The sequence below is a fragment of the Streptomyces sp. NBC_00237 genome, assembly GCF_026342435.1.
GTDB lineage: Bacteria > Actinomycetota > Actinomycetes > Streptomycetales > Streptomycetaceae > Streptomyces.
The window spans coordinates 448,047-474,909 of record NZ_JAPEMT010000002.1; the positions used below are offsets into that span (position 1 = coordinate 448,047).

Consider the following 26,863-nt stretch of genomic DNA (forward strand, 5'->3'; position numbering starts at 1 on the left):
ACTTTGGAGCTTCCCGCCCACCCCACCGACAATGGGCGTCGCAATAGGCACGTGAGCGCGCACCGTCACTCGCTGTGGGTCGCTCGTCGTCACTCTCGGGGCAGGACTGATCACCATGGGCCGCGTCACCGCACGCCGTCGCGTCATCCGCATCAGGGGCGCAGCCGTCTCCGCACGTCCGGACACACTCGTCGCTGAGGAGCCGTTGGAGATCAGGCTCAACGGGAAGCCACTGGCCATCACGATGCGCACGCCAGGCGACGACTTCGCGCTCGCCGCGGGCTTCCTGGTCAGCGAGGGCGTGCTCGGCGACGGGGCGGAGGTCGCGAACATCGTCTACTGCGCGGGCGCCCAGGAGGACGGATCCAACACGTACAACGTGGTGGACGTGCGGTTGGTTCCCGGGACGCCGGTCCCGGACATCACGCTGGAGCGCAACGTCTACACGACGTCGTCGTGCGGGCTGTGCGGCAAGGCGAGCCTGGACGCGGTGCGTACGCAGGCGCGGTTCCCGATTCTCGACGAGCCGCCGGTGCGGGTGACGCCCGGACTCCTCGCGTCGCTGCCCGACCGGTTGCGCGAGGCGCAGCAGGTGTTCGACAAGACGGGCGGGCTGCACGCCGCCGCCCTCTTCTCCGACACCGGCGAGCTGATCGACGTACGGGAGGACGTGGGGCGGCACAACGCGGTCGACAAGCTGGTGGGGCGGGCGCTGACGGAGGGGCGACTGCCGTTGTCGCGGTCGGTCCTGCTGGTGTCGGGGCGGGCGTCGTTCGAGCTGGCGCAGAAGGCCGTGATGGCGGGGATACCCTTCCTGGCCGCCGTCTCCGCGCCGTCGTCGCTGGCCGTGGACCTGGCGGCGGAGACGGGGCTGACGCTGGTCGGGTTCCTGCGGGGGGCGGACATGAACGTGTACGCGGGTGAGGAGCGAGTCGTCCTTGCGTAACGGGGCGTCACGGCCGCTTGACGGTACGGGCCTCCATATCAACGCCGCTTGACGGTACGCGTCCCCGTATCAACGCCGCTTGACGGTACGCGTCTCCACCGGGGCCGGGATGAACTGGAGCTCCAGCGTCGCCGGGGGTTTCGCGATGCCGGGTCCGCCCGCCGCGACCCAGGCCAGGATCTCGTCCGTACTGTCGTCGTCGAGCGCCCAGCCGACCCAGGCCGCGCGGCCTCCCCTGCGCCGCCCTTCGGTGGACGGCTGGACGACGACGACGTTCGCCTGTCCGCAGGGTCCGAGGCAGTCGCTCGTACGGACGACCAGGCGGCCGGAGGACGCGGCGGCGGCCTCGTGCATCCTGCGGAGCTGGCCCGCGTGGTCGGTGCCGGGGTTCTTGCGGGCGTCGCCGCAGCAGCAGCCCCTGCACACGGTGAGGGCGCAGGGGCGGTTGCCGAAGGTGCGTATCGCTGAAGTCACTTGTCGATCTTGCCAGCAGGGACGGGGGCTGCGACAGGTGGCATCGGCTCCCCGGCCGTTCCCTCGGGCGCCACACCCGCCGCGCCTATGGGCACCGAGTCCGCCGTGCCTGCGGGCAGCGCGTCCGCCGCGTCCCCGGGCAGCACGTCCCTTCCGCGCCTTCGTGCGATCACCGCGCACACCATCAGCTGCATCTGGTGGTAGAGCATCAGAGGCAGTACCGCCAGGCTCGCGTGCGCCCCGAACAGGACGCTCGCCATCGGCAGTCCCGCCGCCAGGCTCTTCTTCGACCCGGCGAACTGGATCGCCACCCGGTCCGCCCGCTCGAAACCGAGCTTCTTCGCCCCGTACCAGGTGAGCGCCAGCATCACCGCGAGCAGTACGGCCTCGACGCCGAGCAGGATCCCGAGGCGGACGGGGGATATCTGCCGCCAGATGCCCTCGGACATACCGAGGCTGAACGCGGCGTACACGACGAGCAGGATCGACGAGCGGTCGAAGTGTCCGAGCACCTTCTTGTGGCGTACGAGGAAGCCGCCGACCCAGCGGCGCAGGAGCTGCCCCGCGAGGAACGGCGCCAACAACTGGAGTGCGATCTTCAGCAGCGAGTCGGCGGAGAAGCCCGCCGAGCCGCCACTGATGAGGAGCGCCGCCAGCAGGGGTGTCGCGAAGATGCCGACGATGCTGGAGAAGGAGCCCGCGCAGATGGCCGCAGGAACGTTTCCGCGCGCGATCGAGGTGAAGGTGATCGACGACTGGATGGTCGAGGGCACGAGGCAGAGGAAGAGGAAGCCGTTGTAGAGCTCGGGTGCCAGGACGTGCGGGACGAGGGCGCGACCCGCGAGTCCGAGCAGGGGGAAGAGCACGAAGGTGGTGGCGAGCACGGTGAGGTGCAGCCGCCAGTGAGCGAGACCCTGAAGCATGTCGGCGGTCGACAGCCGCGCCCCGTACAGGAAGAACAGGATCCCGATCGCCGCCGTCGACACGTGTCCCAGCACCTCGGACGCCGTGCCGGTGGCGGGGAGGAAGGTGGCCACGACGACGGTGGTGAGCAGCGTGAGGACGTACCCGTCGATCGGGAACCAGGAGGGCAGCTTGGGGCGACTCATGAACGCCATCGTCCCCCCGCCGCCATCGATCGGGAAACCCGCATACGGCGCTTACTGTCATCGCCGATCACGATGACGGGAGGGAGGTGAGGAGCGGTACCTTCTGCGCATGTACGAGCCGACGCATCTGCGGACCTTCCTCGCCGTCGCGCATGTACCCCTTCCCTAACAGTCTAGGTCAGGCGTTTCCCCAGCTCACGGCTGGTACTCGTAGCCGATCGTCATGCGCGGGGGCAGGCACCATTCCCCGTACTCGATGATTCCCTCCGCATCCGACCAGCGGTGCGCCCCCGCAAGGATCGGAGCACCGATCTCAAGCCCCAGCGCGCTTGCCTCACGCGCGTCCGCGTGCCTGGCGTGCATGTCGTCCCGAGCATGGGTGATCTTGCGTCCCGTAGCCTCCAGCACCTTCGCCGTCAGCCCGTGGTTCCGCCCGGGGGCGGTGTTCAGCAGGTCGGGCACCAGGGCCGCGAACGGGGCGGGGTACCACATGACCGCGAACACGGTTCGGGTCTGCCCCCTGCCCGCGATGTACTCACGCCTTACGGCCTGGTCGCCGTGCTCTAGGTCAAGGATGTCCGCCACGTACAGGGGCGGCTTCATAAGCGATGCTGCCGTGACACGGCTTGTCTCGCCGTCGGCAAGGAAGCTCTTAACCCGCTGGACGCGGGCAAGCCTGTCTGCTGCTGACAACGTCCATACGGGGTTGTCCTCAACGAACGTGCCACGGGGCGTGGCCCTGATGTATCCCTCCACCTGGAGCGCCTGGAGCGCACGGCTAACAGTTGCGGCAGAGGTCTGCCAGCTACCGCAGATGTCCCGGTTGGTCGGCAGTTTGGAACCAGGCTCCAGCTCCCCCGACATGATGCGCTGCCTGAAGTGGTCAGAGATCTTCGTGAACGTCTTCTCTCCAGGCATCTGCCGTTCCCCTCACCAGAGTTGAGCTGTAGCGATGCTGAGCACCCTAGTGCACTGACTTCCCTTGCGGAGTGCTTCTAACACTCCCGAGACTGAACTAGTACACAGGGAGCGAGGGAGGCCCCATGATCAGCAGACACAACGGAGTGCAGGAAGCCCCGGTAGTGCTCGACATCGATCCGTACTTGTACGGCTGCACCCCTGCGCCGGGGTGCGGAGTGTGCACGGCACTGGCCAAGCAACTCGACAAGGGCAAGACCCACGAGGAGCGTTTCGACGCAGCAACGGAGATCAGAAACCACCCACACGCGGAGGTGGTGAAGTGACCACACCCAAAGACCCCCCGCTGATGACCCTCCGCGTAAGCAGAGACTCAGGCCAGACATGGGGGCGGACAAGGAAGATCAGGGGTAAGGACGCCCCGACTCCCCTCCTGTCGGCACAGTGGCCACTCTGCCAATGCCCCCGATGCAAACGCCAGGACCGATAAGGACCGCCCCACCAGACGCCGATGCTGGTGGGGCTCCTTAATGCCCTAATGCACCTTCGTGCCTCGCTCCTCCGCAATCATCTTGCGGAACTTCGCCAAAGAACCCCCGGACTGCTTCCACATGATGAGCCAGTCTCGGGCCATATCGTCGACGTAGGCGTCGTTCGAGTACGACGGCACGATGACACAACGGCATGAAGGGTGGAACGAGGCACCAACGCCAGCGTCTCCAAACCGTACCGAGCGAGACCTAGACGTTAGCTGCGACCCCGACTTACGCGACTTGTAAACGGCACCGCGTGAAGCCAGCAGGGCACAGAAACCGCAGGCGTTAGGCGACGCCACACGCTGCCAAGCCTTAACCCTCCGGTCCCTGTCGATAGCTGCTGCGGTCATCTCCCGGCCCCCGTCAAGGGCCGTCTTAACCGACTGACCCAAAGACCTGACGTCATCTTCGATGTTGTCCTGAACGATGGCGTTCAACATCTGCTCCAGCTCATCCACAGTGTCAAGGGTCAGAGTGTTACCAGTCTCCAGACGACTGAAGTCATCAACGAACTTCAGTGAGGACTTAGCGGCCGTCCTACGCGCCGCCGCAACCATGTGCTTGTCCTTACGAGGAATACCCTGCCAGGACTTAGCAACCTCCTGCCCAATGCGAGTCTGAGACCTTTTGAACTCACGGATAAGGGCCGCACCCTCCAGGGTGGCCATTACGCCGCTTCTTCCATGAGGGACTGGTCAGGGTTCTGGAACATGCGATCCGTAACAGCCTTCTCGCGCACACGGTCCGAGCGCGCATGCACCTTCCACGTGTCGACCTGCTCCTGAGTAAGACCAGGAATGAGTTCCGGCATAAGCTCCGGAGGACAACCAACCTGCGCCAGATTCAAAAGAGCCTGCGCCACATTTACCGTAAGTGCATCCTGATCAGGGTCAAGCCAAACAACATCAGACTTATCGCTCTCATCAAACGCCGCATAATTACCCGACGCCAGGTCGGCCAGACGCAGGACACGAATCCAAGCCTCACCAAACGAACGCTTACGGTCCTGCACCTTAAGGCGCTGCCCCTTGTCCACTGCCTTAATGGCTTCAGAGGAAACGTTCTGAACATCAGGGGCAAGCTCGCGAAGCGGAAGAGACGCCAACACCGCGAGGTCGGTAACGGCGTCCTCCTTCATCTTCAAATAGCCGTCCATCGTGGTCTGTGCGAACTCGCCAATCTTCGCTTCAGCCTCACCATCCTGAGCTTCAAAAGCCAGCACCGAGGCAGGAGACATATCGAGTTCGGCGTCATCGAGCTTGACGCCCATAATCCACTTCTGACGGTAAGCCGAGTACCGGCCAGCCGTAAGAGCGTCCATCGTAATATCGGTGATGCGCTCCTGAATATCGAAGAGGGGTTCAACCTCCGACACCGGACGTTCCTTGTCGGTGTAAGGCATCTGGTTAACGAAGCGCACTACCGGAACAATGCCCATACCGTGTGCCACAGACGACACCTGCTTATAGTCCTCCGCGCCCGCATCGGCAGGGCCCTGGTAAACGGTAACGTTGTCAGCGTCAAGCACAGTCCATTCAACGATCTGTTCGCCGTAGCCAGCAGCACCACCCATACCGCCCTGGTTAAGGTCACGCCGGAAACCCGCAACCTTCGGATACCGGTCCGTGCGCCGGTTGTAAACGGCGGTCATCTCCAGCGGACTGAATGCCTGCACAACCGGGCCATTCTCGCCCGGCAGGACCAGCACATAAGAAGCACCAAACGCGAGCGCTGCACGGTGCACCATGTCCTGTTGATCAGACATGTCGTTGTTACGCCAATGCTTCCAGGCCGGAGACTCCGACCCCGAACGAGGCTCACGGTAACCAACCACCGACAGATTCTCGGCAATGCTGCCAACAACCTTAGGCATGTAATTGGTCTTAGCCCGCTTAGCGACCGCACGGAACTGGTCTTGCAGCTTCGACGGAATCCACGGCATCGGATGGTTACCCTGCATGTAATCGTGAACCCTGTTCAGGTACTGCTCATCACTACTCTTAGCCTTAATCAAATCTTCCAGAAACGCCATTACAGACTCCTAACTGTCACACGCCCCCTCGGGGCAATCTTCGCTTCAATAGCCTTTCGCCTGCCTTCACGGGCCAGAACCATTGCGTGAACCGCATCGACCTTCTTAGCCGAATACTTGTGTTCCTTCGCAGGGAAGATGCCTTCCTTACGAACCTCCCGCATCGCGTTCTTACAATGCGCTGCGAGCTTGCTGCCATGCACTTCAATATGCCCACGCTCGAAAGCGTCGGCCGTAGCTTCAGCGGCCTGAATAAACAGGCGCTGATTGGTGCCCATCGAGAACCGGACCGAATGCCCACCCGAGGCTTTAACCCGCAGGTGCTTGCGGTACTTCTCAGCCCACTTATCGCAATAGCCCTCCCACTGCATCGGGTCCGCCAGGAACCCGACTACCTGGAACCGGCTAAAGGTCTCTTCGATGACACGGTCAATCTCGGTAAAAGGCATCATCCAATCGGAATCCTTGGGGAGGTCCGCAGGGCGCTCCCAAACCTTCACCTCCATAACCTTGCCCGTCATGACCTCACAGGCAACGAGCGCACAGCTATCCCACTTCTTAGACCCGTCGAATCCGAGGGTCACCATTGCGCCGTCAGTTATCTTCATCTCCGAGATAACTGCATCCACCCACAGCGGGGAAACCCACCTGTCGCCGTTATCAACGACCTGAGACAGGAAGAACCTGCGGAAGTCCGATACTGATATCGCAGCCTCCATAAAGCGCTGCGCAGTGTCTTCAACGGGAGCCCAAGGGGCGTCCTCGTACGCCTCCCTAAGGCCAGCGAGGAGACTGTCAGGGTTAGCTAGGTCCGTGTCCGGCGCAGCCTGCCTAATAGCAAACAACGTCGACGTATGACGCTTCTCCCTTAGAGCGTCGTCGACCCTGTCGTAAAGGTTCTCCATGACAGAGCCCTGCCCCGGGCAGTGAGCATTAGAAGTAGCCACAGTGCGCGCGCGCACCTTAAGAGCATTACGAGACATCGTCTCGTACAGATCCAAAGCTTCTGCCTGATGCCAATGATGGATCTCATCAAACAGAACAAAGCTCGGGAAGTTTCCTTCCTGGCTCTTACCCGAGGCGGTAACAGGAACGATTACGCCAGTCTTCGACTTGTCCTTGTAGCTAATGCGGGTGGCGTACACGTCCAGCCCGTAAGCCTTAACAGTGCGCTGCGGCAACATGCCGCGAATGGTCTTAGTCGTGTTCTGCCCCTGCTCCTGCGAGACAGCAGCAACCTGCACCCATGCGTTAGGGCCTACCGGCTTAGCCAGCGGACGCCCTGCACGCCACCCAGCGAAGCGCACGGGGGCCAGGAACTCAGCGAGGCACAGTGCAGCCGCGAACGGCGTCTTACCGGCTCCCTTGGGCCCACCTGAGACACCCTCGCGCCACAACCACTCCCCTCGGTCGTCCACGCTGTACCAATGCCACAACCAATCCTTCTGCCCCGGCGTGAACTCCCACGGCTTACCCGTCTCAGGATGGATAAGAGCCTTACGACACCAACCAATAACATAAGGAGCCAAAGAATACCGAGGCCGCTCCTTAGGAAGCGTCCCCCATATCATTAAGACCAGTCCTCTTCATCAGGACTGTAATCAGGTACAGCATTAGCAGCATTCTCCTTAAGCCAAGTCTGCTCCAGCTTGTAATAACCGCGCAGCGCAGTCTCACAATCGATAAGCTCCTTAAGCAAAGGATTCGATATACGAGACGAACCAGGACCCTCATTCATAGAAGTCGACTGGCTCTTAACGTCATCATCGAGGCGCTTCATACGCCTCTTCACACGGTTGATATCAGCCCGAAAAGGGCTCTTATTCGACACTGTTTTACCTCCAAACAGGCTCCAATTCCTTTACAGAAACGGGTTAATGGGAGTTCTTACGCGGAAAAAAAGTCCTCAGCGCCCGGCGGCCTTTGACGCCTCGGGGCGGGAATGGCATATCTAGGGGACTACTAGGGGCATGCCAGTCTTTGAAGCCGTTGAAACGGCTCTGCACATCTGTAAGCGCACAACACGCAGACAAACGATTAGAACGAATATGAAATGTGTTTCAGCACGTAATCAATGAATGAATTAATAAAGCTCAACAACATGAACTCTCACACTTATGCACACTGATGTCTTAAGCCATTCTCTTGACCTTGATAGTCAAGTGATGCACGTATCCACTCAGTCCCACATTGGTCATAGCAGAACCATTCATCTGCCATGTCTGAACGTCATTACCAACACGAACAACAAACCTTGGAAGCACCAATGTGCTCTTTCCAGATGTCTCATCTGTTGGTGTCACAAGCACTCCAGGAGCCACGTACAGCTTCGCGTCATCCTTAAGCCACCAACCTTCATCAGTGCTTCGCAAAGCGCTTAGACGTCCACGTGTGGCCTTAGACAGTGCTGCATCAACATTCCAGTTACCTGACTCCTTATCCTGCTCCCACTTGCGTGCGAACTTTGGATGAGTAGATGTGCCCCCGGCCTTTACGTTCGTGGGCCATATGACAGTGACAGGGGTTTTCAGCAGCCGACTACGGGCGAGAGTGATTGGCATAACGAGACTCCTTTCCAGGAGACGAGAGGTAGGGATTCTCCTCACGGGGTCGGTGCTTATGGATGCGGGGCAATGCAGCGATACGCTCCCGTTCACTCTTGACCCGGTGACATGGGGAACAGAGGGTTCGCAGATTCACGGGGTCATCAATGCCCCCCTGGGTTACGGGAATGATGTGGTCAACATCAGTGCCAGCGGCATAACAGATGACGCAGGTGTAATTGTCCCGGGCGAGTACAGCGCGACGTATGCGGTCATATCCAGGGCCGGGGATTCTCCGGTTAGGGGACCAACTCATTACGCGCTCACATACAGGGTGCGGGTACGAGAAAGACCAGCAGCCCGGCGTATTTCACGGCGCTCATTCGCGGTTAGACGCAGGCCCATCCCCTGGGAGGGGGATTGGGTGTACGAGGCATCTCCGGCAGTCTCCTGGGTTACACCAGAGGGGTTATCCAGGGCACGGAAAGCGAGGCGGTCAACGACGATTCCGAGGGTCCTAACCTGATCCGGGGTAAGAGCCTGCCCGCTCGTTACGAGGGTGGGCACGGTCTTGTCGGCAAGCTCCTGCCACTCGATGCCCCCGGCCTCACTGCGGACCAGGGAATTCGCCACACGCAGGGCATCCCTGAATTCGTGCCTGTCGGCCATGTCGGGGTGCAGGGCACGGAATGCGATGTCTCCCCAGAGTTCAACGGGGACTCCAGGCCCCGCAGGAGTGGGGTCCTTCTGCGCATCCTCCAGGCTTTGCAGCCGGTCAAAGTCGATTGAGTTCATAGGTACTCCAAACAAGAAAGGGGCACCCCCCGGAAGGGGTGCCCCAAACAACAGCGGGTCTTACTTGGCCTCGTCGGCCTTCTTCTTAGGCACGGTGATAAGGCGCATCTTGTCCTTAGCGGTAATGATCCAAGCGGCACGGAACAGGCCACGCACGGCAACGGCGTCATTCTCGAAGTACCGGGAAGCATCAGTCTTAATGTCCATGGTCTTGCGGATAACAGCAGTGACCGCAGTACGGTCGGCAATAAGAGCCTTGCCCTGGGGCATGAACTTGGACTCGATGACGGTAAGGCCGTCGGCAAAGTCGTTACCCGAAAGCAGGTAGGTGTTTCCCTCCGTCTTGTCGGCAAGCTTCACCTTGGTCTTACGCATCTCCGCAGCAGACAGGGGGTGAACGATAAACAGCGACGCCGAACCCTCAGCGTCCGCAATCTCCGCCTTAGCGTCCATGACTGCATCAAGGTTGTCCTTAACCTCACCCTTGGCGGTGAGGCCCTGGAGAATGCCAGTGCAAGCCTTCTTGTTCTTGTCAGTCTGAGTCGGGGCGTTAAGGAAGTCATCATCAATACCCCGGTAAATCTCACCGGCAAGCTTGGCAGTCGCACGAGAGATCGCGTTCGGGTTAGAGTCGTCAATAAGCTCCGAGGAAAGGACACGCATCTTGCCGTACTTAACCGGCTCGACATCCACCTCGGAAACGTCGTCCTTACCAACCGGGATTTCGTCCAGCTCACCGACGACGGCCGCGCGGCCCTCACCGGTACCAACGAGAACCTTCATGGACTGAGCCGAAATGGTCTCGGTGTCGAAAGCCGAGAGGAAAGAAGAACCGGTAGTGATCTGGTCATGCAGGATCTTCGCGAGACGCTGCTCGAAAGTCAGCTCCGAAAGCTCGCCCTGTCGGTTCTGCGTGTTAGCGGGAACAGTAGCCATGGGATGGCTCCTTTCATAGAAAAACCCCCGGACCGTTTGGCCGGGGGAAGTAGTTAGTAGATGTGGTGGATACTGTCCACCACATCGTTACCTGTAGTCGGTGAGAGTCCAAGACGACCCGTACCGCACAACGTCGTCAAAGTCGCTCTCTTCACCCTTGGCAGCAATCTCGTACGGGCCAAGGATCAGCTTTGCATTACCCCCGATGCCATACATCGTGGATTCCATCAGATGGTAAGCATCATCAGCAGCGTCGTAGTCCTCCGCAAAGAGATTGAGCGCGAACGTACGGCGCTCCAGGAGGACACGGTTATTTGTTGTGTCACCCCCAACCATCTTCACGAAAAGGAGAGGAGTGGAAAGGTCAAGGCCGGAGACTTCAGACGGCATCTTCCGGACCACATCAATGCGTCCGTCGAATACCTCCGTCAGGTGGTCCACAAGGTTCCGGGTCATGTTCGCCATGGCTTACCGCCCCAGCGAGGAACGGAGCAGATCAGCCACAGACGGCTCCCTCACGTCCTTTGGGACAGCTCCGAGACCCGAGACACTCTCACCAGCGTTCAGGGGCACAGCAGGCCGTACAGACAGCTTCTCGACCGCAGCACGCAGGTCGGCCAGTTCCGCCAGCGTCGCCCGGTACTCCTCAGCCGACGGGCCCTTGTCGGCAACGGGGGCAGGAGTCTCCTCCGGGGTTTCGTCCCCGGCCTCAATCTCAACGGTCTCTTCAGTCTCGTTAGTCTCGGCAGTCGTCATTGTCCAGCTCCTTAAAGGCAACGGTGTACGCGACAAGAACATGTCGCTTCTCAGAATTGGTTGTGCAGACGCTCAAAGCGTCATTCATAGGAATCTTCAGCAGATAGCAGGCAGAGCCCCAATGCCCATCGGTCATCTGCCGACGGCCGTTCTCCCAAAGACCTACAGCCTGCGGGCTTACGCCCATGAAGTAAGCGAGCCTTGCTTGAGTCCAGTCCTTACGCTCCCGGTGAGAGCGGATTAGGTTTCCTTTGGTGTTCATGGTTCTCCCTTCCGGGAAGGTCAGGACCCTACTCAAGTAGAGTCAGTGTTGAAAAAGAAGATGACCCCGGCGCTTCCCAGCGAGCGGGGTCTTTCTGTTTATCTTCTACAAGGAGAGTGTGGCTAACACTCGATTCAGAACGCGGCAGTCTCGCGCCGCCCCCTACAACGCTTGCCTTTAGCGTTTCACAACGAAGAAGAAGCAGTCCTTATCAGCAAGGACATCTCTTCATGTAAGGTCCCGCATCTTTACGGGACCCGCGCTCTAACAAGGAATCGAACCTTGATACGTACCAACCAGAGCTATAAGGTCTCCCCACTATTAAGTAGGGTCTCAACGAGGGGTTGCGGGACGCGTCAGCGGAAGAACTTTCCGCGCCCCATATATGTAGGGCCGTAAAGGCCCCCTCAGGTACGTACTGTGATGCAGGTCATAAAGATTGGTTACGGGAGACACGACGTGTCGACCTAGGTCAGGTCATACATACGAACACGACCTTCAGGTCGCTACAGGTCTTGAACATGAAGAAAGCCCCGGCTTCTCACCGGGGCCTTAGCTTCTGTCTATGTACTAATAGGAACCTTTGTAGGTTCCTTTGTATGTACGGGTGCCTAATCTGGGCACCCTAGGTGTCTAAAACAGGCACCCTAGATGTTCAAAATGGGCACCCTAGATGACCTGGATTAGGCACCGTGCCTCAATTGGGCACCCTAGGAATCGTGAGCTGATAGACCACAGACTGACCCCGACGTTCGCCGGTATCGACCAACCAACCATGTGCCTTCAGCTTCTTACGGCGCTCCTTGACCTTCCGCTCACTGTTCTTGATCTTGTCTTCATCTGCTCCCAGGATCTCCGCCAGCCGTTCAGATCCAATGAACACCCTGCCGACCCGGTAGTCGGCGTGCTGCGCTATGACCATGCCGAGAACCTTCTCGGATGCAGTGAGCTTGGAGCCTGCCAGCGCGAGGGTCCAACCCTTGATGATGTTCCCGCCAGCCGGAGGCGTGGAAGTCTCCTGCTTCGCCTGTACGGGCCTATCAGCCTCACACCCCGGCGCATGCGTCTTCTCGACTAGCGGGACCTCACAGCAGGCCGTTACGGGCTCCTCAGCTACCGGCACGGATGTGAGCACGAGACGGTTCTTACTCTTCTTAACCTTGCCTGCCTTGATGAGTGCCTTAAGAGCACGAGTCGTATCGTCTGGCTCCAGTCCGGCCAGCCGGTCAAGGTCAGTCATAGACCCAACCTGAACAGTGCCGTCACCGGCAGCATGGCCCACCAGGACCTTAAGAAGAATCTCTTCGTTGTTAGCCATTACTCTCTCCTTGTCAGTAAGAAAGCCCCGGCATAACGCCGGGGCCTATCTCAATTATCTTCCAGCCACTTAAGGCCCGCATCTGTGATGCGTCGACGGAGGTACGTTAGAAAGTCCTTACCGTCTGGGGTTCGCGTAGTACCCAGGGATTCGACAAACCCTTCTTTCTCCAGACGCTCTAGAGAGTTCAGGTTGAATCCCGGTTGTGCGCGGTAACCGTTCATCTCACCCCCAGCATCCGCGAGGGTTCGCAGCGTCTTAGCTTGCGAGGGAGTGAGCGTTACGCTTTTCCCTGGGTCTCCCGGTAAGCGTCAAGGATGAGCTTGCCAGGGTTTCCCTTCGTGGGAATGTCCTTACCGCCGTTGTCGAAACCGGTCTCCCGTGCCCACTCCAGTGCCTTACCCCACTCACCGGAAGGAGTCTTCTTGGCTCCACCCTTGGAGGCCGTACGCGGCTGCCTGACGACCTGAGCAGTAACCGAAGGGGCAGGAGTCTCCTCGGTCAGTCCAGCGGCCTCAATGGCCTTGTTAAGGCGCTCCAGGGCTGCGCTGTACGCCTTGCCAGCGTCCACCAGTTCCTTAGTCACCTTGTCGTCGTCGGGCAGCTCACCGCTGTACGTCTTGCCAGCGATCGTCATCGTCGCCACGCGCTTGATGTTCAGCATGTCCGTCATCGTGTGTCCCTCGCTCCGGGGCGACCCGTCGTCGCCCTGCCCCAGCATTAAGACATAAGAACCAGGGCTTAACCAAACGTAAGAAGGGTCAGCCTTACGAGCTGACCCCTCGTTACAGCACATCAATGCAGGTCAGACCGCAGTGTCGGGACCTTCGTCCTTATCTTGCGTGTCATCGACGTCACGCCGCTTTGCGAGCGCCCGGACCAACCAAACCGGCACGTCCTCCTGTACTGCTCCCGGCTCATCAATGCCAGCGAACAGGGCTTCAAGGGTGTCTGCCTCATGCCCGTTGAACTCGAACGACACATGACGGTTCCGGCCCACCAGGACTGTCACACCGTTGGCGCGCAGCTCCGCCCCACGCTCATGCCAAGACCACTTGGACCACACCTCTCCGAACACTTCCCCCGTCGGTTCATAGGTGACCTTGTCCGGAACCACAGGGTTCTTCTCGAACTTCTTAACCGACGCTCGCAGCTCATTCATACGGCGACGGTAACCGTCCGGGTCATCTTCCCAGTCCCCGTTTTCATCCTGCCGACGCAGACGCGCCATGCGCTTCTTTGCGTCTTCAATCTCCGCAGTGTGGTCGATACCAGGTTCAACCTTCTTCACATAACGGGGCTCATCCATGAACCACAGCAGGATGTTCTTATTCACCGCGCCAAACACTTCCTTGCCCGCAATGGTCTTTACCGGGCAACCGGTAGTGGAACAGTGGAAAATCCCAAGGTGCGGAGTCCCGTCCTTGTAATCAGGCCGCGCCATGTAATAGATGCCCCTACGGCACACCTGACACTCAATGCACTTAGCCAGAGGGTTAGCGTTCCGCCTCACAGGCTTCTCGCGGGGCCCCTTCGTACGGGTCTCCGCTTCCCGCTGGATCTGCTGAAACAGTGCAGGCTTAATCAGTGCAGCAGCACGAACACGCCCGTCCTTGTCCTCACCCAACAGATTGATCCGCGAGGTAAGAATCTTCCGCACGGTCGTGTTAGTCCACAGACCAAACCCGCGAGAGGTAGGCACGCCCATTGCGTGCAGCTCTTCAGAGATTCGGTTGTAAGACCAACCCTCACCCACCCGACCCCGGTACTTGTCCCCGGACAGGGCCTTACTGTCGCCGAACAGGAACCACGGAATCATCAGATCCAAGATGACTTGTACTTCAGTCCACTCACGCTTAGGCGTGACAGTGCAGAACGTAGGAATGTCGTTAGGCACCAATGACCAGTTGCCTTTAGACCCAACGACTCGATACCCGTAAGGGACCATGCCGCCATGCCAGCGGCCCGCCTCACGCGCCCGGTCGGAACTGCTCTTAGTCCGCGCCTGGATCTCGTCCCACTCCCAAGACGCGACCATGGCGAACAGCTCCGCCATACGTCGCCCACCCTCGGTGCGGGTATCAATGCTCTCTTTGTGGGTTACGAGGAACTTGCCGTGTTCATCGCACCACTCAAGAAAGAGGTAGATGTCTGCCGGACGCCGAGTAAGGCGAGACATTGACTGCACAGTGATGCCGTCATAAGAGCGCGGCTTGTCCAACCACTTCTTAAGCTGTGGCCGCTTGAACAGCGGCACCTCACGGCCGGACACATCACGGTCACGAGTGAAGTGAACGAGGGTCCCGTCAACCCTCCGGGCAGCACTGACTACGTCAGCTTCCTGCCCCTCAAACGAGTCGGACCACTCCCGCTTCTTCGATTCGCGCAGTGCTCCCAGTAGACGAACCTGGCTCATCAGCCGATCTTCCCTCCGCTACCGTCCCCCCGCCTCTCGGGAGGATCGTTCGGGAAGGGGGTGGTACGCCGTGGCCCAGACCCTGTCGTTCACTCAGGCGGCGCGCCGCCTGGGGCTGCGGCAGTCGACCGTCAGCCAGCACGTGAAGCGGCTGGAGGAGGCGGCCGGGCGGCGGCTGTTCGTACGGGACACGCATCGGGTGGCGCTCACCGAGGACGGTGAGGCGATGCTCGGTTTCGCCCGGACGATCCTGGCCGCGCACGAGCGGGCGGCGGCGTTCTTCACCGGGAAGCGGCTGCGGGGGCGGTTGCGGTTCGGGGCGTCGGAGGACTTCGTGCTGACGCGCCTGCCGGAGATCCTGGAGGCGTTCCGGCGGGATCATCCGGAGGTGGATCTGGAGCTGACCGTGGAACTGTCGGGGATTCTGCACCGGCAGTTGGAGAGTGGGCGGCACGATCTGGTGCTGGCGAAACGGCGGGCGGACGACACGCACGGGGAGCTGGTGTGGCGGGACGCTCTCTCCTGGGTCGGGGCGCCGGGGTTGCGGGTGGAGGCGGATCGTCCTGTTCCGTTGATTCTGTTTCCGCCGCCGGCGATCACCCGGGCGCGGGCGCTGGACGTATTGGAGGCGCAGGGGCGGGCGTGGCGGATCGCGTGTACGAGCGGGAGCCTGAGCGGGCTGGTGGCGGCGGCGCGGGCGGGGCTGGGGGTGATGGCGCACACGCGGGGGCTGGTGCCGCCGGGGCTGGTGCCGCTGGCCGCACGCAGCGGGTTGCCGGAGTTGGGTGAGGTGGAGTTCGTGCTGTTGCACGGGAGGAGGCGGGGGGCCGCCGTGCAGGAGGCGGCGGAGGCGTTGGCCTCGGCGGTGCTGGCGGGGGCGGATCGGCTGCACCGGGGGGTGTAGGGGTGCACAGCAGCACCGACGTGTCGTGCGGGGTGTTGTCCCGTCCGGTCACCGCCTCGCCGTCGCGCAGAGATCGCGTGGTCAAGATCGTAACGCTCTGTGGTGTCCGAAGCGTTACGGTCAAGACTGGCGTCGAAACGGTCAAGACCGGCGTTGAGGACGCTGCGGCGGAGCGTGGTGCCGGGCCCTTTGCCCGACCGGGCCCTTGCGAACCTCCGTACGACCCCGGTGGCCGGAAATGCTCGTCCGTAGGCGCGCGGTGGGCTCCCCGTACAGATTCCGTGGGGATTTCCCGTGCCTGACTTACCCAGAAGTAAGGTCGCCGTCCGAGCACTCCGATGGGGTCGTCCGGGGGGCCTGTGACCTGTACCGATATGCCCTGTCGCAGCTTCCGGAGCGGCTCTCGCCCCCTCCCGCGCGGGGCGGCATTGGGGTACCGTCACCGGCGCTGTGCGGAGCGCCACAAGGAGCAGTTCATTGCGCGAGTTCACTGTCCCACCCACGGCTGCGCCCCCTCAGGTCGGCGGACTGGCGGACACCGTGTTCCGTAACGCCGAGGAGGACCCGCACCGGGTCGCGCTCGGCCGCAAGGACGCGGAAGGACGCTGGCAGGACGTCACCGCGGCGCGGTTCCGCGACGAGGTGCTGGCACTCGCGAAGGGGCTGCTCGCGCAGGGTGTCCGGTTCGGTGACCGGGTCGCCATCGTCTCCCGTACGCGCTACGAGTGGACGCTCTTCGACTTCGCCCTGTGGACGGTCGGCGCGCAACCGGTGCCGGTGTATCCGACCGCCTCCACCGAGCAGGTCTTCTGGACACTGCACGACTCCGAGGTGGTGGCGTGCGTGGTCGAGCACGAGGACCACGCGATGACGATCGCCTCGGTGATCGACCGGCTGCCGCGCCTGTCACGGCTGTGGCAGCTGGACGCGGGTGGGGTGGAGGAGCTGGTCGCGTCAGGCGTGCAGGTCGACGACGACGTGGTGCACCGGCATCGGCGGGCCGTCACCCCGGAGTCGGTCGCGACCGTCATCTACACGTCGGGCACGACCGGACGCCCCAAGGGCTGCGTCCTCACGCACGCGAACTTCATGACCGAGACGGACACGGTGATCGCGCGTTGGGAGCCGGTGTTCCGGTCCGCGCCGGGTGACGAGGCTTCCACTCTGCTCTTCCTGCCGCTCGCACACGTCTTCGGGCGGATGGTGGAGGTGGCCGCGATCCGGGGCCGGGTGAAGATCGGGCACCAACCTGTCATGGCGGCCGCCGAGTTGCTGCCCGATCTGGCGGCTTTCCGGCCCACCTTCGTGCTGGCCGTCCCGTACATCTTCGAGAAGGTCTACCACGCGGCCCGGCGCAAGGCGGAGGCGTCGGGGAAGACCGGCCCCTTCGACAAGGCCGTCGAACTGGCGGTGCGGTACGCGGAGGCGCTGGAGCACAAGGCGTTCGGGACGGGCCCGGGGCCCAGCGCCTCGATGAGGATGCAGCACCAGCTGTACGACAAGCTCGTGTACGGGAAGGTGCGCGAGGCGATGGGCGGGCGGGTGCGGCACGCGATGTCGGGCGGCTCGGCGATGGAACGGCGGCTCGGGCTGTTCTTCGCGGGCGCGGGCATCACGATCTTCGAGGGGTACGGGCTGACGGAGTCGACGGCGGCGGCGACGGCGAATCCGCCGGAGCGGACGCGGTTCGGGACGGTGGGGCTGCCGTTGCCCGGGACGACCGTGCACATCGCGGACGACGGGGAGGTGTGGCTGCACGGGGGGCACGTGTTCGGCGGGTATCTGAACGACCCGGCGGCGACTCGGGCCGTGCTGCACGACGGGTGGCTGTCGACGGGGGACATCGGGTCGCTGGACGAGGACGGCTATCTGACGATCACCGGGCGGAAGAAGGAGATCCTGGTGACGTCGGGCGGCAAGAGCGTGTCGCCGACGGGGCTTGAGGAGCGGGTGCGGGCGCATCCGCTGGTCGCCCAGTGCATCGTCGTCGGGAACGACCGGCCGTATGTGGCGGCGCTGGTGACGCTGGACCTGGAGGCCGTCGAGCACTGGCTGGCGATGCACGGGCGGGCGCCGATGGAGCCGAAGGACGTGGTGCGGGACCCGGATCTGGAGACGGAGGTGCGGAGGGCGGTGGTGGCGGCGAACACGCTGGTCTCGCAGGCGGAGTCGATCCGGACCTTTCGGATACTGGCGCATCAGTTCACGGAGGAGCAGGGGTTGTTGACGCCGTCGCTGAAGTTGAAGCGGAGGGCGATCGAGAAGGCGTACGGGGTGGAGGTCAACGCCCTCTACCGCTGAGCGGCGGGGCCACTGGGCAACCCACCGCCCCGCACCCCCAGCAGGACGAAATCCCCTCGCTCCCGCCCGCCCCGCACCCCCAGCAGGACGAAATCCCCTCGCTCCCGCGCCACCCCTCCCCATAAGCTGTCCCCATGTCTACGCCCCGCGTTTCTTAGCTGAGGACCCACTCCCACACCACCCGTGTGTCCTCTCGCTAATCCGGAGCGTAATTCCATGATCACCGTCCGCGGTGCCGACGTCCGCGTCGGTGCCCGACTCCTCCTGTCCGGCATCTCCTTCCACGTCTCCCCCGGCGACCGCATCGGCCTCGTCGGCCGCAACGGCGCGGGCAAGACCTCGCTGCTCAACACCCTCGCGGAACAGGCGGCACCCGCCGCCGGGACCGTCGAGCGCACCGGGTCCCTGGGCTACCTGGCCCAGGATTCGCGGGCCGCCGACCCGGCCGTCTCCGTCATCGACCGCATCCTCTCCGCGCGCGGCCTCGATCGGGCCACCAGGGCGCTGCGCGCCGCCGAAAGCGCGATGGCGCAGGCCGCGGGCGGCGCCCAGGAGCGCCGCGCCATGGCCGCCTACACCCGCACCGAGGCCGACTTCCAGGCCCGTGGCGGGTACGCCGCCGAGGCCGAGGCCGCCCGGGTCGCGGCCGGGGTCGGGCTGGCGGCGCACTCCGTGGAACGTCGCGTCGGCGAGCTGTCCGGTGGGCAGAAGCGGCGCGTGGAGCTCGCCCGCATCCTCTTCGCCGACCACGACACCCTGCTCCTCGACGAGCCGACGAACCATCTGGATGCCGACTCCGTGGGCTGGCTGCGGGCCTTTCTCCTCTCGTACCGGGGCGGGGTCGTCGTCATCAGCCACGACACCGGCCTCCTCGCCGACACCGTCAACCGCGTCTTCCACCTGGACCCCGGACGCAGGGCCCTCGACGTCCACAACACCCCGTGGCACGGGTACCTCGCCCAGCGCGACGCCGAGGAGCGGCGGCGTACCCGGGAGCGGGCCGCCGCCGAGCGGAAGGCGGCTGCCCTGCACACGCAGGCGGACCGGATGCGGGCCCGCGTGTCGACGGCCGTCGCCGCGAAGAACATGGCCAGGCGTGCCGACCGACTGCTGGACGGGCTGGCACCGGTACGGCGTACGGAGAAGGTGGCGAGGATCCGGCTGCCGGAGCCGGAGCCGTGCGGACGGATGCCGCTCGGCGCGATCAGCCTGACGAAGGCGTACGGGGGACGTCAGGTGATCCGGGGCGTCGACCTCGCCGTGGACCGGGGCAGTCGGCTGGTGGTGCTCGGGCTCAACGGGGCCGGGAAGACGACCCTGTTGAGGATGCTGGCCGGGCACGAGGTCCCGGACGCGGGGCGGGTCGTGCACGGGCACGGGCTGCGGCTCGGGTACTTCGCGCAGGAGCACGACACACTGCAAGCGGCTCGTACCGTACGGGAGAACCTGGCGTCGGCGGCCCCGCACCTGGACGACGGCGAGGCCCGCCGGGTGCTCGGGGCGTTCCTGTTCGGCGGGGACGACGCCGACAAACCGGCCGGGGTGCTCTCGGGCGGCGAGAAGACCCGGCTGGCACTGGCGGGGCTGGTGCACTCGGGGGCCAATGTGCTGTTGCTCGACGAACCGACCAACAACCTCGACCCGGCGTCGCGCGGAGAAGTGCTGGGGGCGGTGGACTCGTACCCGGGAGCGATCGTGATGGTGACGCACGACGAGGGTGCGGTCGAGGCCCTGCGACCGGACCGGGTGCTGGTGCTGCCCGACGGGACCGAGGACCTGTGGGGGCAGGAGCACCTGGGGCTCGTGTCCCTGTCGTAGGCGTTTCCGTTTCTCCGTACTGATTCTCTGTACTGACGGGGATGTAAGGGGCGGCCTTCCTGGATGCCGCCCCTTACACCGCCGCCCCTCACAAGGGCTTGCGGGCCTCGATCAGGAAGCGGGCCGTATGAGCCACGAACGAGCCGTCCCGGCGGATCTGCTCGTCCATCGCGCGCAGTTTGTCGCGGTACGCGTCGACCGTGAAGCCGGGCACCATCCAGATCACCTTGCGCAGGAAGTAGACCACCGCCCCGATGTCGAAGAACTCCGTACGGAGGGACTCCGAGCGCAGGTCGACGACCTCCAGTCCGGCCGCCTCGGCCTCCTCGCGCGCCGTCTCCGGGCGGCGTCCGAGGCGGGCCTCGGGCTGCGGGCCGAGGAAGTACTCGACGACCTCGAAGACGCTGGCGGGGCCTACGTGCTGGGAGAAGTACGTGCCGCCGGGAGCCAGCACCCGGGCGATCTCCTCCCACCACGCCTTCACCGGGTGGCGACTGGTGACCAGGTCGAACGCGCCGCCGGCGAAGGGGAGCGGGGGTTCGTCCGAGTCGGCGACGACGACCGCGCCGCGCGGGTGCAGGAGGCGCGTCGCCTTGGCCACGTTCGGCGGCCAGGACTCGGTGGCGACCATCGCCGGGGGCAGCTTCGGCGCCCCGGCGAGGACCTCGCCGCCGCCGGTCTGGATGTCGAGCGCGGCAGACGCGGCGGCGAGGCGTTCGCCCATCTGTCGCTGGTACCCCCAGGAGGGGCGCTGTTCGGTGGCCCGGCCGTCCAGCCAGGAGAAGTCCCAGCCGTCGACGGACGCGGCGTCGGCCTCGGCGATCAGCTCGCCGAAGGACCGGTTCTCGATCGTAGGATTGTCTGCACTCATATGCGGATGATCTCTGCATTTCTGGGGAAAAGCCATCGTGCGGCGGTAATCGTCCGGATCGGGAATGCGTGTCCGCCGATGATCGTTGTGAATGGAGAAACCCCCGAGACGTAAGGATCGTTTCCTCGTGAGCAAGGCCCCCTCCCTGACCCTCAACAACGGCGTCGAAATGCCGCAGCTCGGATTCGGCGTCTGGCAGGTGCCGGACGACGAGGCCACGGCAGCGGTCAGCACGGCCCTGGAAGCCGGTTACCGGAGCATCGACACCGCCGCGATCTACGGCAACGAGGAGGGCACGGGCCGCGCGCTCGCCTCCTCCGGGATCGCCCGCGACGAGCTGTTCGTCACCACCAAGCTGTGGAACGACAAGCAGGGCTTCGACTCGACCCTGCGTGCCTTCGACGAGTCGCTCGGCAAGCTGGGCCTCGACTACGTCGACCTGTACCTGATTCACTGGCCGGTCGCCCAGCAGGGCACCTTCGTGGACTCCTTCAAGGCGTTCGAGAAGATCCTCGCCGAGGGCCGCGCCAAGGCCATCGGCGTCTCCAACTTCCTTCCGGAGCACCTGAAGACGCTGCTGGCCGAGACCTCGGTCGTCCCGGCGGTCAACCAGATCGAGCTGCACCCGCAGCTCCAGCAGGGCGCGTCGCGCGCGTTCCACGCGGAGCACTCCATCGCCACCGAGGCTTGGTCGCCGCTCGGCCAGGGCAAGGGCCTCCTGGAGGTCCCGACCGTCGTGGCGGTCGCCCGCAAGCACGGCAAGACCCCGGCCCAGGCGGTGCTGCGCTGGCACCTCCAGCTGGGCAACGTGGTGATCCCGAAGTCCGTGACGCCGTCGCGCATCGCGGAGAACATCGACGTCTTCGACTTCGAGCTGGACGCCGACGACATGGCTGCCTTCGCCGCCCTGGACGAGGGCAAGCGACTGGGCCCGGACCCGGCGGTCTTCGGCGCCTGAGCGACCCGGAGAACCGAAGAGCCGGAGACCCGGAGACCCGGAGTTTCGCGGGACGCCGTCCCGTTCACGAAGAGCGCCCCCGATCCGTACGAATGGATCGGGGGCGCTCTTCGTCTGTTCGCGCTGGTGGCGCCCGAAGGGACGGTGCGCTCAGAGCGAGCGTCCCGCGCCGCCGTCGATGCGGATGCTCTCGCCGTTGATGTACGCGGCGTCGTCGGAGACGAGGAAGGCGGCGAGTCTGCCGACCTCCTCGACGGTGGCGTAGCGCCCGGCCGGGATCTTCGCGAGGAAGTCGGGGTCCTCGGGCCAGCTGTTGACGTAACCGGGCATCAGGCTGTTCATGCGGATGCCCCTCGCCGCGTACTGGTCGGCGTACAGCTTGGTGAAGCTGGTGAGCGCGGCGCGCAGGCTGGAGTTGACGGGGATGACGCCCATCGGCTCGAAGGCCGTGTAGGAGGAGAGGTTGACGAGGGCGCCGCCGCCCGCCGCCTCCAGGTGCGGGGTGACCAGGCGGGCCATGCGGACGACGCTCAGCAGGAGCATGTCGAGGCCGTCGCGCCACTGCTCGTCGGTGACCTTGAGGAGCTCGTCGTTCGTGGCGTGACCCGCGCCGTTGACGACCGAGTCGATACGTCCGTACCGGTCCAGGGTGGCGTCGACGAAGCGCCGGAGGTCGGCGGGCTCCGTGAGCGAGCCCACGGTGGCGAGGCCGCCCAGCTCCTCGGCGAGCGCGGTCACGGCGGGGTCCAGGTCGAAGAGGGACACGGTGTGGCCCGCCTCCGTCAGCTGGGTGGCGATGCCCCTGCCGATGCCCGAGGCGGCGGCGGTGACGAGGGTGACGGGCATGAGGAAGCCTCCGGGGGCGGCACGGGTGAGTACGACTGTACGAGATTTAACGTACGGTCGTACTATCGAGCGGCGCAAATCGGGCACCGTACGAAGGTCGTCGTACACTCGCAGGCATGGCCACGCACCACCCCGATCGCGATCAGCTCCTGATGGAGGACGTCCTCGCCGCACTGGGCAACCCGGTTCGGCTCGGCATCGTGCGCGAACTCGCCGCGTCCGAGGGCGAGCGCACCTGCGGCAGCCTTCCGCTGGAGGTGACCAAGGCGACCGCCACCCACCACTGGCGCGTGCTGCGCGAGTCCGGGGTGACCCGCGAACACAAGGCGGGCCGCTACAAGGCCATCGAGCTGCGGCGCGCGGACCTGGACGCACGTTTCCCCGGGCTGCTGGACGCGGTCCTGAACCCCCTTCCTCCCGAGGCGCTCTCATGACCGGCACCACACCCTCCGGCACGTACCTGCTCCGCAACGTCGGCAGCGGACTCCTCCTGGAGGTGCGCGACGGGGCCAAGGGCAGCGGTGCGCCCGTGCAGCAGGGCAAGGACAGCGGGGCCGTCGCCCAGCAGTGGGCGCTGACCCCGGTGCACGAGGGCAGCGGACTGCACCACGTCGTGAACTCCGCCAGCGGCAAGCGCCTGGACGTGGCGGGCGCGAAGCTGGAGAACGGAGTGCGCGTCCAGCAGTGGTCGGCGAACAACTTCGGCGCACAGGAGTGGATCGTCGAGCGGCACCCGGACGCACCGGGGCGGGTGAGCCTGGTGAGCTGGATCAGCGGGCTGCTGCTCGAAGTCGCCGAGCGCAGCACGGACGACGGCGGCCGAGTGCAGCAGTGGGAGGACACCGACTCCCCTTTCCAGTGGTGGCAGTTGGAGCCCGCACCGGCCACGTGACGCACGATCTGCGGCCGTTGGCCCTTGTCGATCGTTTTCATTCGGCCAAAACACTTGCCCGGCGCACACACCCCCTCCAAGAATGCCTCTGACATTCGCCATTGGAGGGGGACCCCGCATGAGAAAGCCTTACCTCGGCGCACTGCTCGCGCTGACGCTCCTCGGAGCCGGTGCGGCACCCGCGATCGCGGCCACGAGCCCGGCCGCTACGAGCCAGGACGCCGCGGCCACCACCGCTTCGTCCGCACAGGCGACGCAGAGCAGCGCGGGCGCCTCGGCCTCGAAGCACCAGCCGAAGCCCGTCGACTTCGCCGGAACGGTGGCGCTCAGCAACTGTTCGGGCTCCGTGGTCCGCATGCCGCAGTCCCGGTCGAGCGACCCCGCGCTGATCCTGTCCAACGGGCACTGCATCACCGAGCAGGACATGCCGGGCGCGGGCGAGGTCGTCGTGGACCTGCCGTCCAAGCGGACGTTCTCGCTGCTCAACGCCAAGGCGGAGAAGGCCGGCACGCTGACCGCGAGCAAGCTGGCGTACGCGACGATGACGGACACGGACATCTCGCTGTACCAGCTGACCGAGACCTACGCGCAGATCCAGCAGAAGTACGGGATCAAGGCGCTGGAGCTGAACACCGAGCACCCGCGCAAGGGCCGGGACATCACGGTCGTCTCCGGGTACTGGAAGAAGACGTACGGCTGCAAGATCGACGGCTTCGTGTACCGGCTCAAGGAGGACGTGTGGACCTGGAAGGACTCGGTCCGCTACACCCCCGAGTGCGAGACCATCGGCGGTACCTCCGGCTCCCCGGTGATCGACAACCGCACCGGCAAGGTCGTCGCGGTGAACAACACCGGGAACAATGACGGCGAGAGCTGCACGATGAACAACCCGTGCGAGGTGGACAAGCACGGCAGGGTGACGGTCCGTCACAACATCAACTACGCCCAGCAGACGTACGGCATCGCGCGCTGCATCGCGCGCAACAGTCAGGTCGACCTCGACCGCTGGGGCTGCCGCCTGCCGGAGCCCGCGCACAAGCCGTAGGGCGTAAGGCGTAAGGCGTAAGGCGTAAGGCGTAAGGCGTAAAAGGTACGGAACGTGTTGCGGCACGGGCAGACCGACCCCGCTCATCCCTCGCGCCGGGGACCTGCCCCCGCATGCGCCCGGGTTTGCACCTCTCGTGCCGCAACATGCACAGCAGCCTCACAGACGCCCCCTTGTCCACCCCGCCGAATCCCCGAACAATGCCCATGACAAACCAGGGCCACCCAGCCCCGGTCACATATGGCATTGAGGGGACCCCCACATGAAGAAGCCTCTCGTCGGCGCATTCCTCGCCACCCTGCTCGTCGGAGCAGGCGTGGCACCCGCGTTCGCGGCCACGAGCCAGGACACGGCGCCGACCACGACGAAGTCGTCGACGACCAGCGCGACGAAGTCGTCAACGGGCAGCACGATCAAGGCGGTTGACTTCGCCGGAACGGTCGCGCTCAGCAACTGTTCCGGTTCGGTCGTGCGCACAGCCGCCTCGCAGCCGAACGACCCCGCCCTGGTGATGTCCAACGGCCACTGCCTGGAGACGGGCTTCCCGGCCCCGGGCCAGGTCATCGTCAACAAGGCGTCGTCCCGCACCTTCTCGCTCCTCAACGGGGCGGCCCAGAAGGTCGGCACCCTGCGGGCCAACAAGATCGCGTACGGCACGATGACCGACACGGACGTCTCGCTGTACCAGCTGACCAGCACGTACGCGCAGATACAGAGCCAGTACGGAATCAAGGCGCTGGAGCTCAGCGCCGCGCGCCCGGCGCAGGGCACGGCGATCACCGTCGTCTCCGGCTACTGGAAGAAGACGTACAGCTGCAACGTCGACGGGTTCGCCTACCGCCTCAAGGAGGGGGCCTGGACCTGGAAGGACTCGGTCCGCTACACCTCCGCCTGCCAGACCATCGGCGGCACCTCGGGCTCCCCGGTGCTCGACACCAGCACGGGCAAGGTCGTCGCGGTCAACAACACCGGCAACGAGGACGGTGCGCAGTGCACCGACAACAACCCGTGCGAGGTCGACGAGGCCGGAAAGGTGACGGTCCGCAAGGGCATCAACTACGGCCAGCAGACGTACAACATGGTCCCGTGCATCACCGCGGGCAGCAAGATCGACCTGACGCGTCCCGGCTGCGCACTCCCGAAGCCGTAACGCCCTAGGGTCTTTTGACGGTACGTCAGCCCGCAGCGGCCCTCCGGTGCTCCTGCGGGCTGACGCCGCGCACCCGCTTGAAGGCGGCGCTCAGCGCGAACGACCCGCTGTACCCGACCTTGCGGGCCACCGACTCCACGGTCGCGTCCGTGCTGCGCAGCAGATCGGCGGCGAGCGTCAGCCGCCACCCCGTGAGGTACGCCATCGGGGGCTCGCCCACCAACTCGCTGAAACGGCGGGCGAGTCCGGCGCGGGACACCCCCGTCTCGGCGGCGAGCGAGGCCACCGTCCAGGGCCGGGCGGGCGCGTTCTGCAGGAGCCGGAGCGCCTGCCCGACGACGGGGTCGCCCATCGCCCGGTACCAGGCGGGCGTCGCGGCCTCCGGCCGTGAGAACCAGGCCCGCAGCGAGGCGATCAGCAGCAGGTCCAGCAACCGGTCCAGATACACGCTCTGCCCCGGCTCGTCCCGGCTGATCTCGTCCTCCAGGACGGGCAGCAGCGGACAGCTCCAGATCTCGGCGGGCAGGTACGCGAGAGGCGGCAGCGCGTCGAGCAGCCGCTGCCCGACCTCCCCGCCCAGCTGGTACGTCCCGATCAGCATGACGGCCTCACCGTCGACGCGGTCCCCCCAGGTCCGCACCCCCAGCTGCATGGACTCCGCGAGCGGCGCACCGTACTGCGTACTGCACACCCCGCCCGGCCCGATCCGCGCCCGCACGGGGCTGGAGGGGGTGTCGGCGCAGGTGTACGGGTCGGGGCCGCGCGCGATGGCGAGGTCGCCGGGGCGCAGCAGGACGGCGTCACCGCTGTCGGGCATGATCCAGGCGGTGGCGCGCGTCATGCACATGAGGGTGAGCGGGGCCCGGTCCTCGATGCGGATCGACCAGGGCGGGTCGAGCACGGCCCGCAGGAGGAAGGCGCCTCGGGCGCGGGGGCCGTCGAGGAGCCCGGCGAGTGCGTCCATGTCCGCAACTCTAGTACCGCGGTTCGGAGTTGGACGCACGCGTATGTGCGTGAGCCTGTGGAGCATGTTCCGT

Annotated in this window: 28 protein-coding genes; 10 read left to right on the forward strand and 18 right to left on the reverse strand. The window is 64.4% G+C overall.

The window, feature by feature from the left end:
- Positions 1-115: 115 nt before the first annotated feature.
- Positions 116-946 carry a formate dehydrogenase accessory sulfurtransferase FdhD gene (gene fdhD, locus OG897_RS16280; protein ID WP_266657454.1) on the forward strand — a complete coding sequence of 277 codons (831 nt, stop codon included), beginning with the start codon at positions 116-118 and terminating at the stop codon, positions 944-946.
- A 69-nt stretch (positions 947-1,015) separates the two neighbouring features.
- On the opposite strand, the gene OG897_RS16285 is transcribed toward fdhD, so the two are convergent.
- The 3 genes from OG897_RS16285 to OG897_RS16295 all read right to left on the reverse strand — a co-directional run bounded on the left by OG897_RS16285 (position 1,016) and on the right by OG897_RS16295 (position 3,447).
- On the reverse strand, positions 1,016-1,420 hold the full coding sequence (locus OG897_RS16285; protein ID WP_266657456.1) for a (2Fe-2S) ferredoxin domain-containing protein: 405 nt from the start codon (positions 1,418-1,420) through the stop codon (positions 1,016-1,018).
- Entirely contained in the window at positions 1,417-2,529 is a 1,113-nt protein-coding gene (locus OG897_RS16290; protein ID WP_266657458.1) for a bile acid:sodium symporter family protein, read from the reverse strand. Before OG897_RS16290 ends, OG897_RS16285 begins: the two co-directional genes overlap by 4 nt.
- Positions 2,530-2,724: 195 nt before the next feature.
- Positions 2,725-3,447, reverse strand: a complete 723-nt coding sequence (locus OG897_RS16295; protein WP_266657460.1) for a GntR family transcriptional regulator — start codon at positions 3,445-3,447, stop codon at positions 2,725-2,727.
- Positions 3,448-3,572: 125 nt separating this feature from the next.
- Between OG897_RS16295 and OG897_RS16300 the strand changes: the two genes are divergently transcribed.
- Positions 3,573-3,773, forward strand: coding sequence for a hypothetical protein (locus OG897_RS16300; protein ID WP_266657462.1), 201 nt, complete (start codon positions 3,573-3,575; stop codon positions 3,771-3,773).
- A gap of 209 nt (positions 3,774-3,982) precedes the next feature.
- Here OG897_RS16300 and OG897_RS16305 read toward each other — a convergent pair whose 3' ends face one another.
- From OG897_RS16305 to OG897_RS16350, 12 genes are all read right to left on the reverse strand, one after another.
- Positions 3,983-4,651, reverse strand: a complete 669-nt coding sequence (locus OG897_RS16305; protein WP_266657463.1) for a hypothetical protein — start codon at positions 4,649-4,651, stop codon at positions 3,983-3,985.
- A complete protein-coding gene (locus OG897_RS16310; RefSeq protein ID WP_266657465.1) occupies positions 4,651-6,015 on the reverse strand; it encodes a phage portal protein in 1,365 nt (454 codons plus the stop codon). The genes OG897_RS16305 and OG897_RS16310 overlap by 1 nt, the downstream gene beginning before the upstream one ends.
- A complete protein-coding gene (locus tag OG897_RS16315; RefSeq protein WP_323188079.1) occupies positions 6,015-7,199 on the reverse strand; it encodes a hypothetical protein in 1,185 nt (394 codons plus the stop codon). The genes OG897_RS16310 and OG897_RS16315 overlap by 1 nt, the downstream gene beginning before the upstream one ends.
- A 1,354-nt stretch (positions 7,200-8,553) precedes the next feature.
- A complete protein-coding gene (locus OG897_RS41020; RefSeq protein ID WP_353963755.1) occupies positions 8,554-8,874 on the reverse strand; it encodes an HNH endonuclease in 321 nt (106 codons plus the stop codon).
- Positions 8,874-9,353, reverse strand: coding sequence for a hypothetical protein (locus tag OG897_RS16320; RefSeq protein WP_266657469.1), 480 nt, complete (start codon positions 9,351-9,353; stop codon positions 8,874-8,876). The genes OG897_RS41020 and OG897_RS16320 overlap by 1 nt, the downstream gene beginning before the upstream one ends.
- A 60-nt stretch (positions 9,354-9,413) precedes the next feature.
- Positions 9,414-10,289, reverse strand: coding sequence for a phage major capsid protein (locus tag OG897_RS16325; RefSeq protein WP_266657471.1), 876 nt, complete (start codon positions 10,287-10,289; stop codon positions 9,414-9,416).
- An 87-nt stretch (positions 10,290-10,376) separates the two neighbouring features.
- Positions 10,377-10,754, reverse strand: a complete 378-nt coding sequence (locus OG897_RS16330; protein WP_266657473.1) for a hypothetical protein — start codon at positions 10,752-10,754, stop codon at positions 10,377-10,379.
- A gap of 3 nt (positions 10,755-10,757) precedes the next feature.
- A complete protein-coding gene (locus tag OG897_RS16335) occupies positions 10,758-11,045 on the reverse strand; it encodes a hypothetical protein (protein ID WP_266657475.1) in 288 nt (95 codons plus the stop codon).
- Positions 11,026-11,307, reverse strand: a complete 282-nt coding sequence (locus OG897_RS41025; protein ID WP_353963756.1) for a helix-turn-helix transcriptional regulator — start codon at positions 11,305-11,307, stop codon at positions 11,026-11,028. Before OG897_RS41025 ends, OG897_RS16335 begins: the two co-directional genes overlap by 20 nt.
- Before the next feature lie 697 nt (positions 11,308-12,004).
- On the reverse strand, positions 12,005-12,625 hold the full coding sequence (locus tag OG897_RS16340; RefSeq protein ID WP_266657477.1) for a hypothetical protein: 621 nt from the start codon (positions 12,623-12,625) through the stop codon (positions 12,005-12,007).
- Positions 12,626-12,905: 280 nt separating this feature from the next.
- Positions 12,906-13,289, reverse strand: a complete 384-nt coding sequence (locus tag OG897_RS16345) for a hypothetical protein (RefSeq protein ID WP_266657479.1) — start codon at positions 13,287-13,289, stop codon at positions 12,906-12,908.
- A 141-nt stretch (positions 13,290-13,430) separates the two neighbouring features.
- The gene (locus OG897_RS16350) at positions 13,431-15,041 is read right to left on the reverse strand and encodes a recombinase family protein (protein WP_266657481.1); all 1,611 of its coding nucleotides are present in this window, start codon (positions 15,039-15,041) and stop codon (positions 13,431-13,433) included.
- A gap of 70 nt (positions 15,042-15,111) precedes the next feature.
- Between OG897_RS16350 and OG897_RS16355 the strand changes: the two genes are divergently transcribed.
- The 3 genes from OG897_RS16355 to OG897_RS16365 all read left to right on the forward strand — a co-directional run bounded on the left by OG897_RS16355 (position 15,112) and on the right by OG897_RS16365 (position 20,064).
- Entirely contained in the window at positions 15,112-15,945 is an 834-nt protein-coding gene (locus tag OG897_RS16355; protein WP_266657483.1) for a LysR substrate-binding domain-containing protein, read from the forward strand.
- Between the two features lie 477 nt (positions 15,946-16,422).
- Positions 16,423-18,246, forward strand: coding sequence for a long-chain fatty acid--CoA ligase (locus OG897_RS16360; RefSeq protein ID WP_266657485.1), 1,824 nt, complete (start codon positions 16,423-16,425; stop codon positions 18,244-18,246).
- A gap of 216 nt (positions 18,247-18,462) precedes the next feature.
- Positions 18,463-20,064, forward strand: a complete 1,602-nt coding sequence (locus OG897_RS16365; RefSeq protein WP_266657487.1) for an ABC-F family ATP-binding cassette domain-containing protein — start codon at positions 18,463-18,465, stop codon at positions 20,062-20,064.
- 88 nt (positions 20,065-20,152) lie between these two features.
- Here the strand turns inward: OG897_RS16365 and OG897_RS16370 are convergent, their stop codons facing one another.
- Positions 20,153-20,935, reverse strand: a complete 783-nt coding sequence (locus OG897_RS16370; RefSeq protein WP_266657489.1) for a class I SAM-dependent methyltransferase — start codon at positions 20,933-20,935, stop codon at positions 20,153-20,155.
- 127 nt (positions 20,936-21,062) lie between these two features.
- On the opposite strand from OG897_RS16370, the gene OG897_RS16375 reads away from it, so the two are divergent.
- The gene (locus OG897_RS16375; RefSeq protein WP_266657490.1) at positions 21,063-21,893 is read left to right on the forward strand and encodes an aldo/keto reductase; all 831 of its coding nucleotides are present in this window, start codon (positions 21,063-21,065) and stop codon (positions 21,891-21,893) included.
- A 150-nt stretch (positions 21,894-22,043) separates the two neighbouring features.
- Here OG897_RS16375 and OG897_RS16380 read toward each other — a convergent pair whose 3' ends face one another.
- A complete protein-coding gene (locus OG897_RS16380; protein ID WP_266657491.1) occupies positions 22,044-22,739 on the reverse strand; it encodes an SDR family oxidoreductase in 696 nt (231 codons plus the stop codon).
- Between the two features lie 116 nt (positions 22,740-22,855).
- On the opposite strand from OG897_RS16380, the gene OG897_RS16385 reads away from it, so the two are divergent.
- From OG897_RS16385 to OG897_RS16400, 4 genes are all read left to right on the forward strand, one after another.
- On the forward strand, positions 22,856-23,173 hold the full coding sequence (locus tag OG897_RS16385; RefSeq protein ID WP_266657492.1) for a helix-turn-helix transcriptional regulator: 318 nt from the start codon (positions 22,856-22,858) through the stop codon (positions 23,171-23,173).
- Positions 23,170-23,631 carry an RICIN domain-containing protein gene (locus OG897_RS16390; protein WP_266657493.1) on the forward strand — a complete coding sequence of 154 codons (462 nt, stop codon included), beginning with the start codon at positions 23,170-23,172 and terminating at the stop codon, positions 23,629-23,631. Before OG897_RS16385 ends, OG897_RS16390 begins: the two co-directional genes overlap by 4 nt.
- Positions 23,632-23,749: 118 nt before the next feature.
- Positions 23,750-24,676, forward strand: a complete 927-nt coding sequence (locus tag OG897_RS16395; RefSeq protein WP_266657494.1) for a serine protease — start codon at positions 23,750-23,752, stop codon at positions 24,674-24,676.
- A gap of 262 nt (positions 24,677-24,938) precedes the next feature.
- Complete coding sequence (locus OG897_RS16400) at positions 24,939-25,826, forward strand: serine protease (RefSeq protein WP_266657495.1); 888 nt, start codon at positions 24,939-24,941, stop codon at positions 25,824-25,826.
- Positions 25,827-25,851: 25 nt separating this feature from the next.
- Here OG897_RS16400 and OG897_RS16405 read toward each other — a convergent pair whose 3' ends face one another.
- Positions 25,852-26,790, reverse strand: coding sequence for an AraC family transcriptional regulator (locus OG897_RS16405; protein WP_266657496.1), 939 nt, complete (start codon positions 26,788-26,790; stop codon positions 25,852-25,854).
- Positions 26,791-26,863 lie beyond the last annotated feature (73 nt).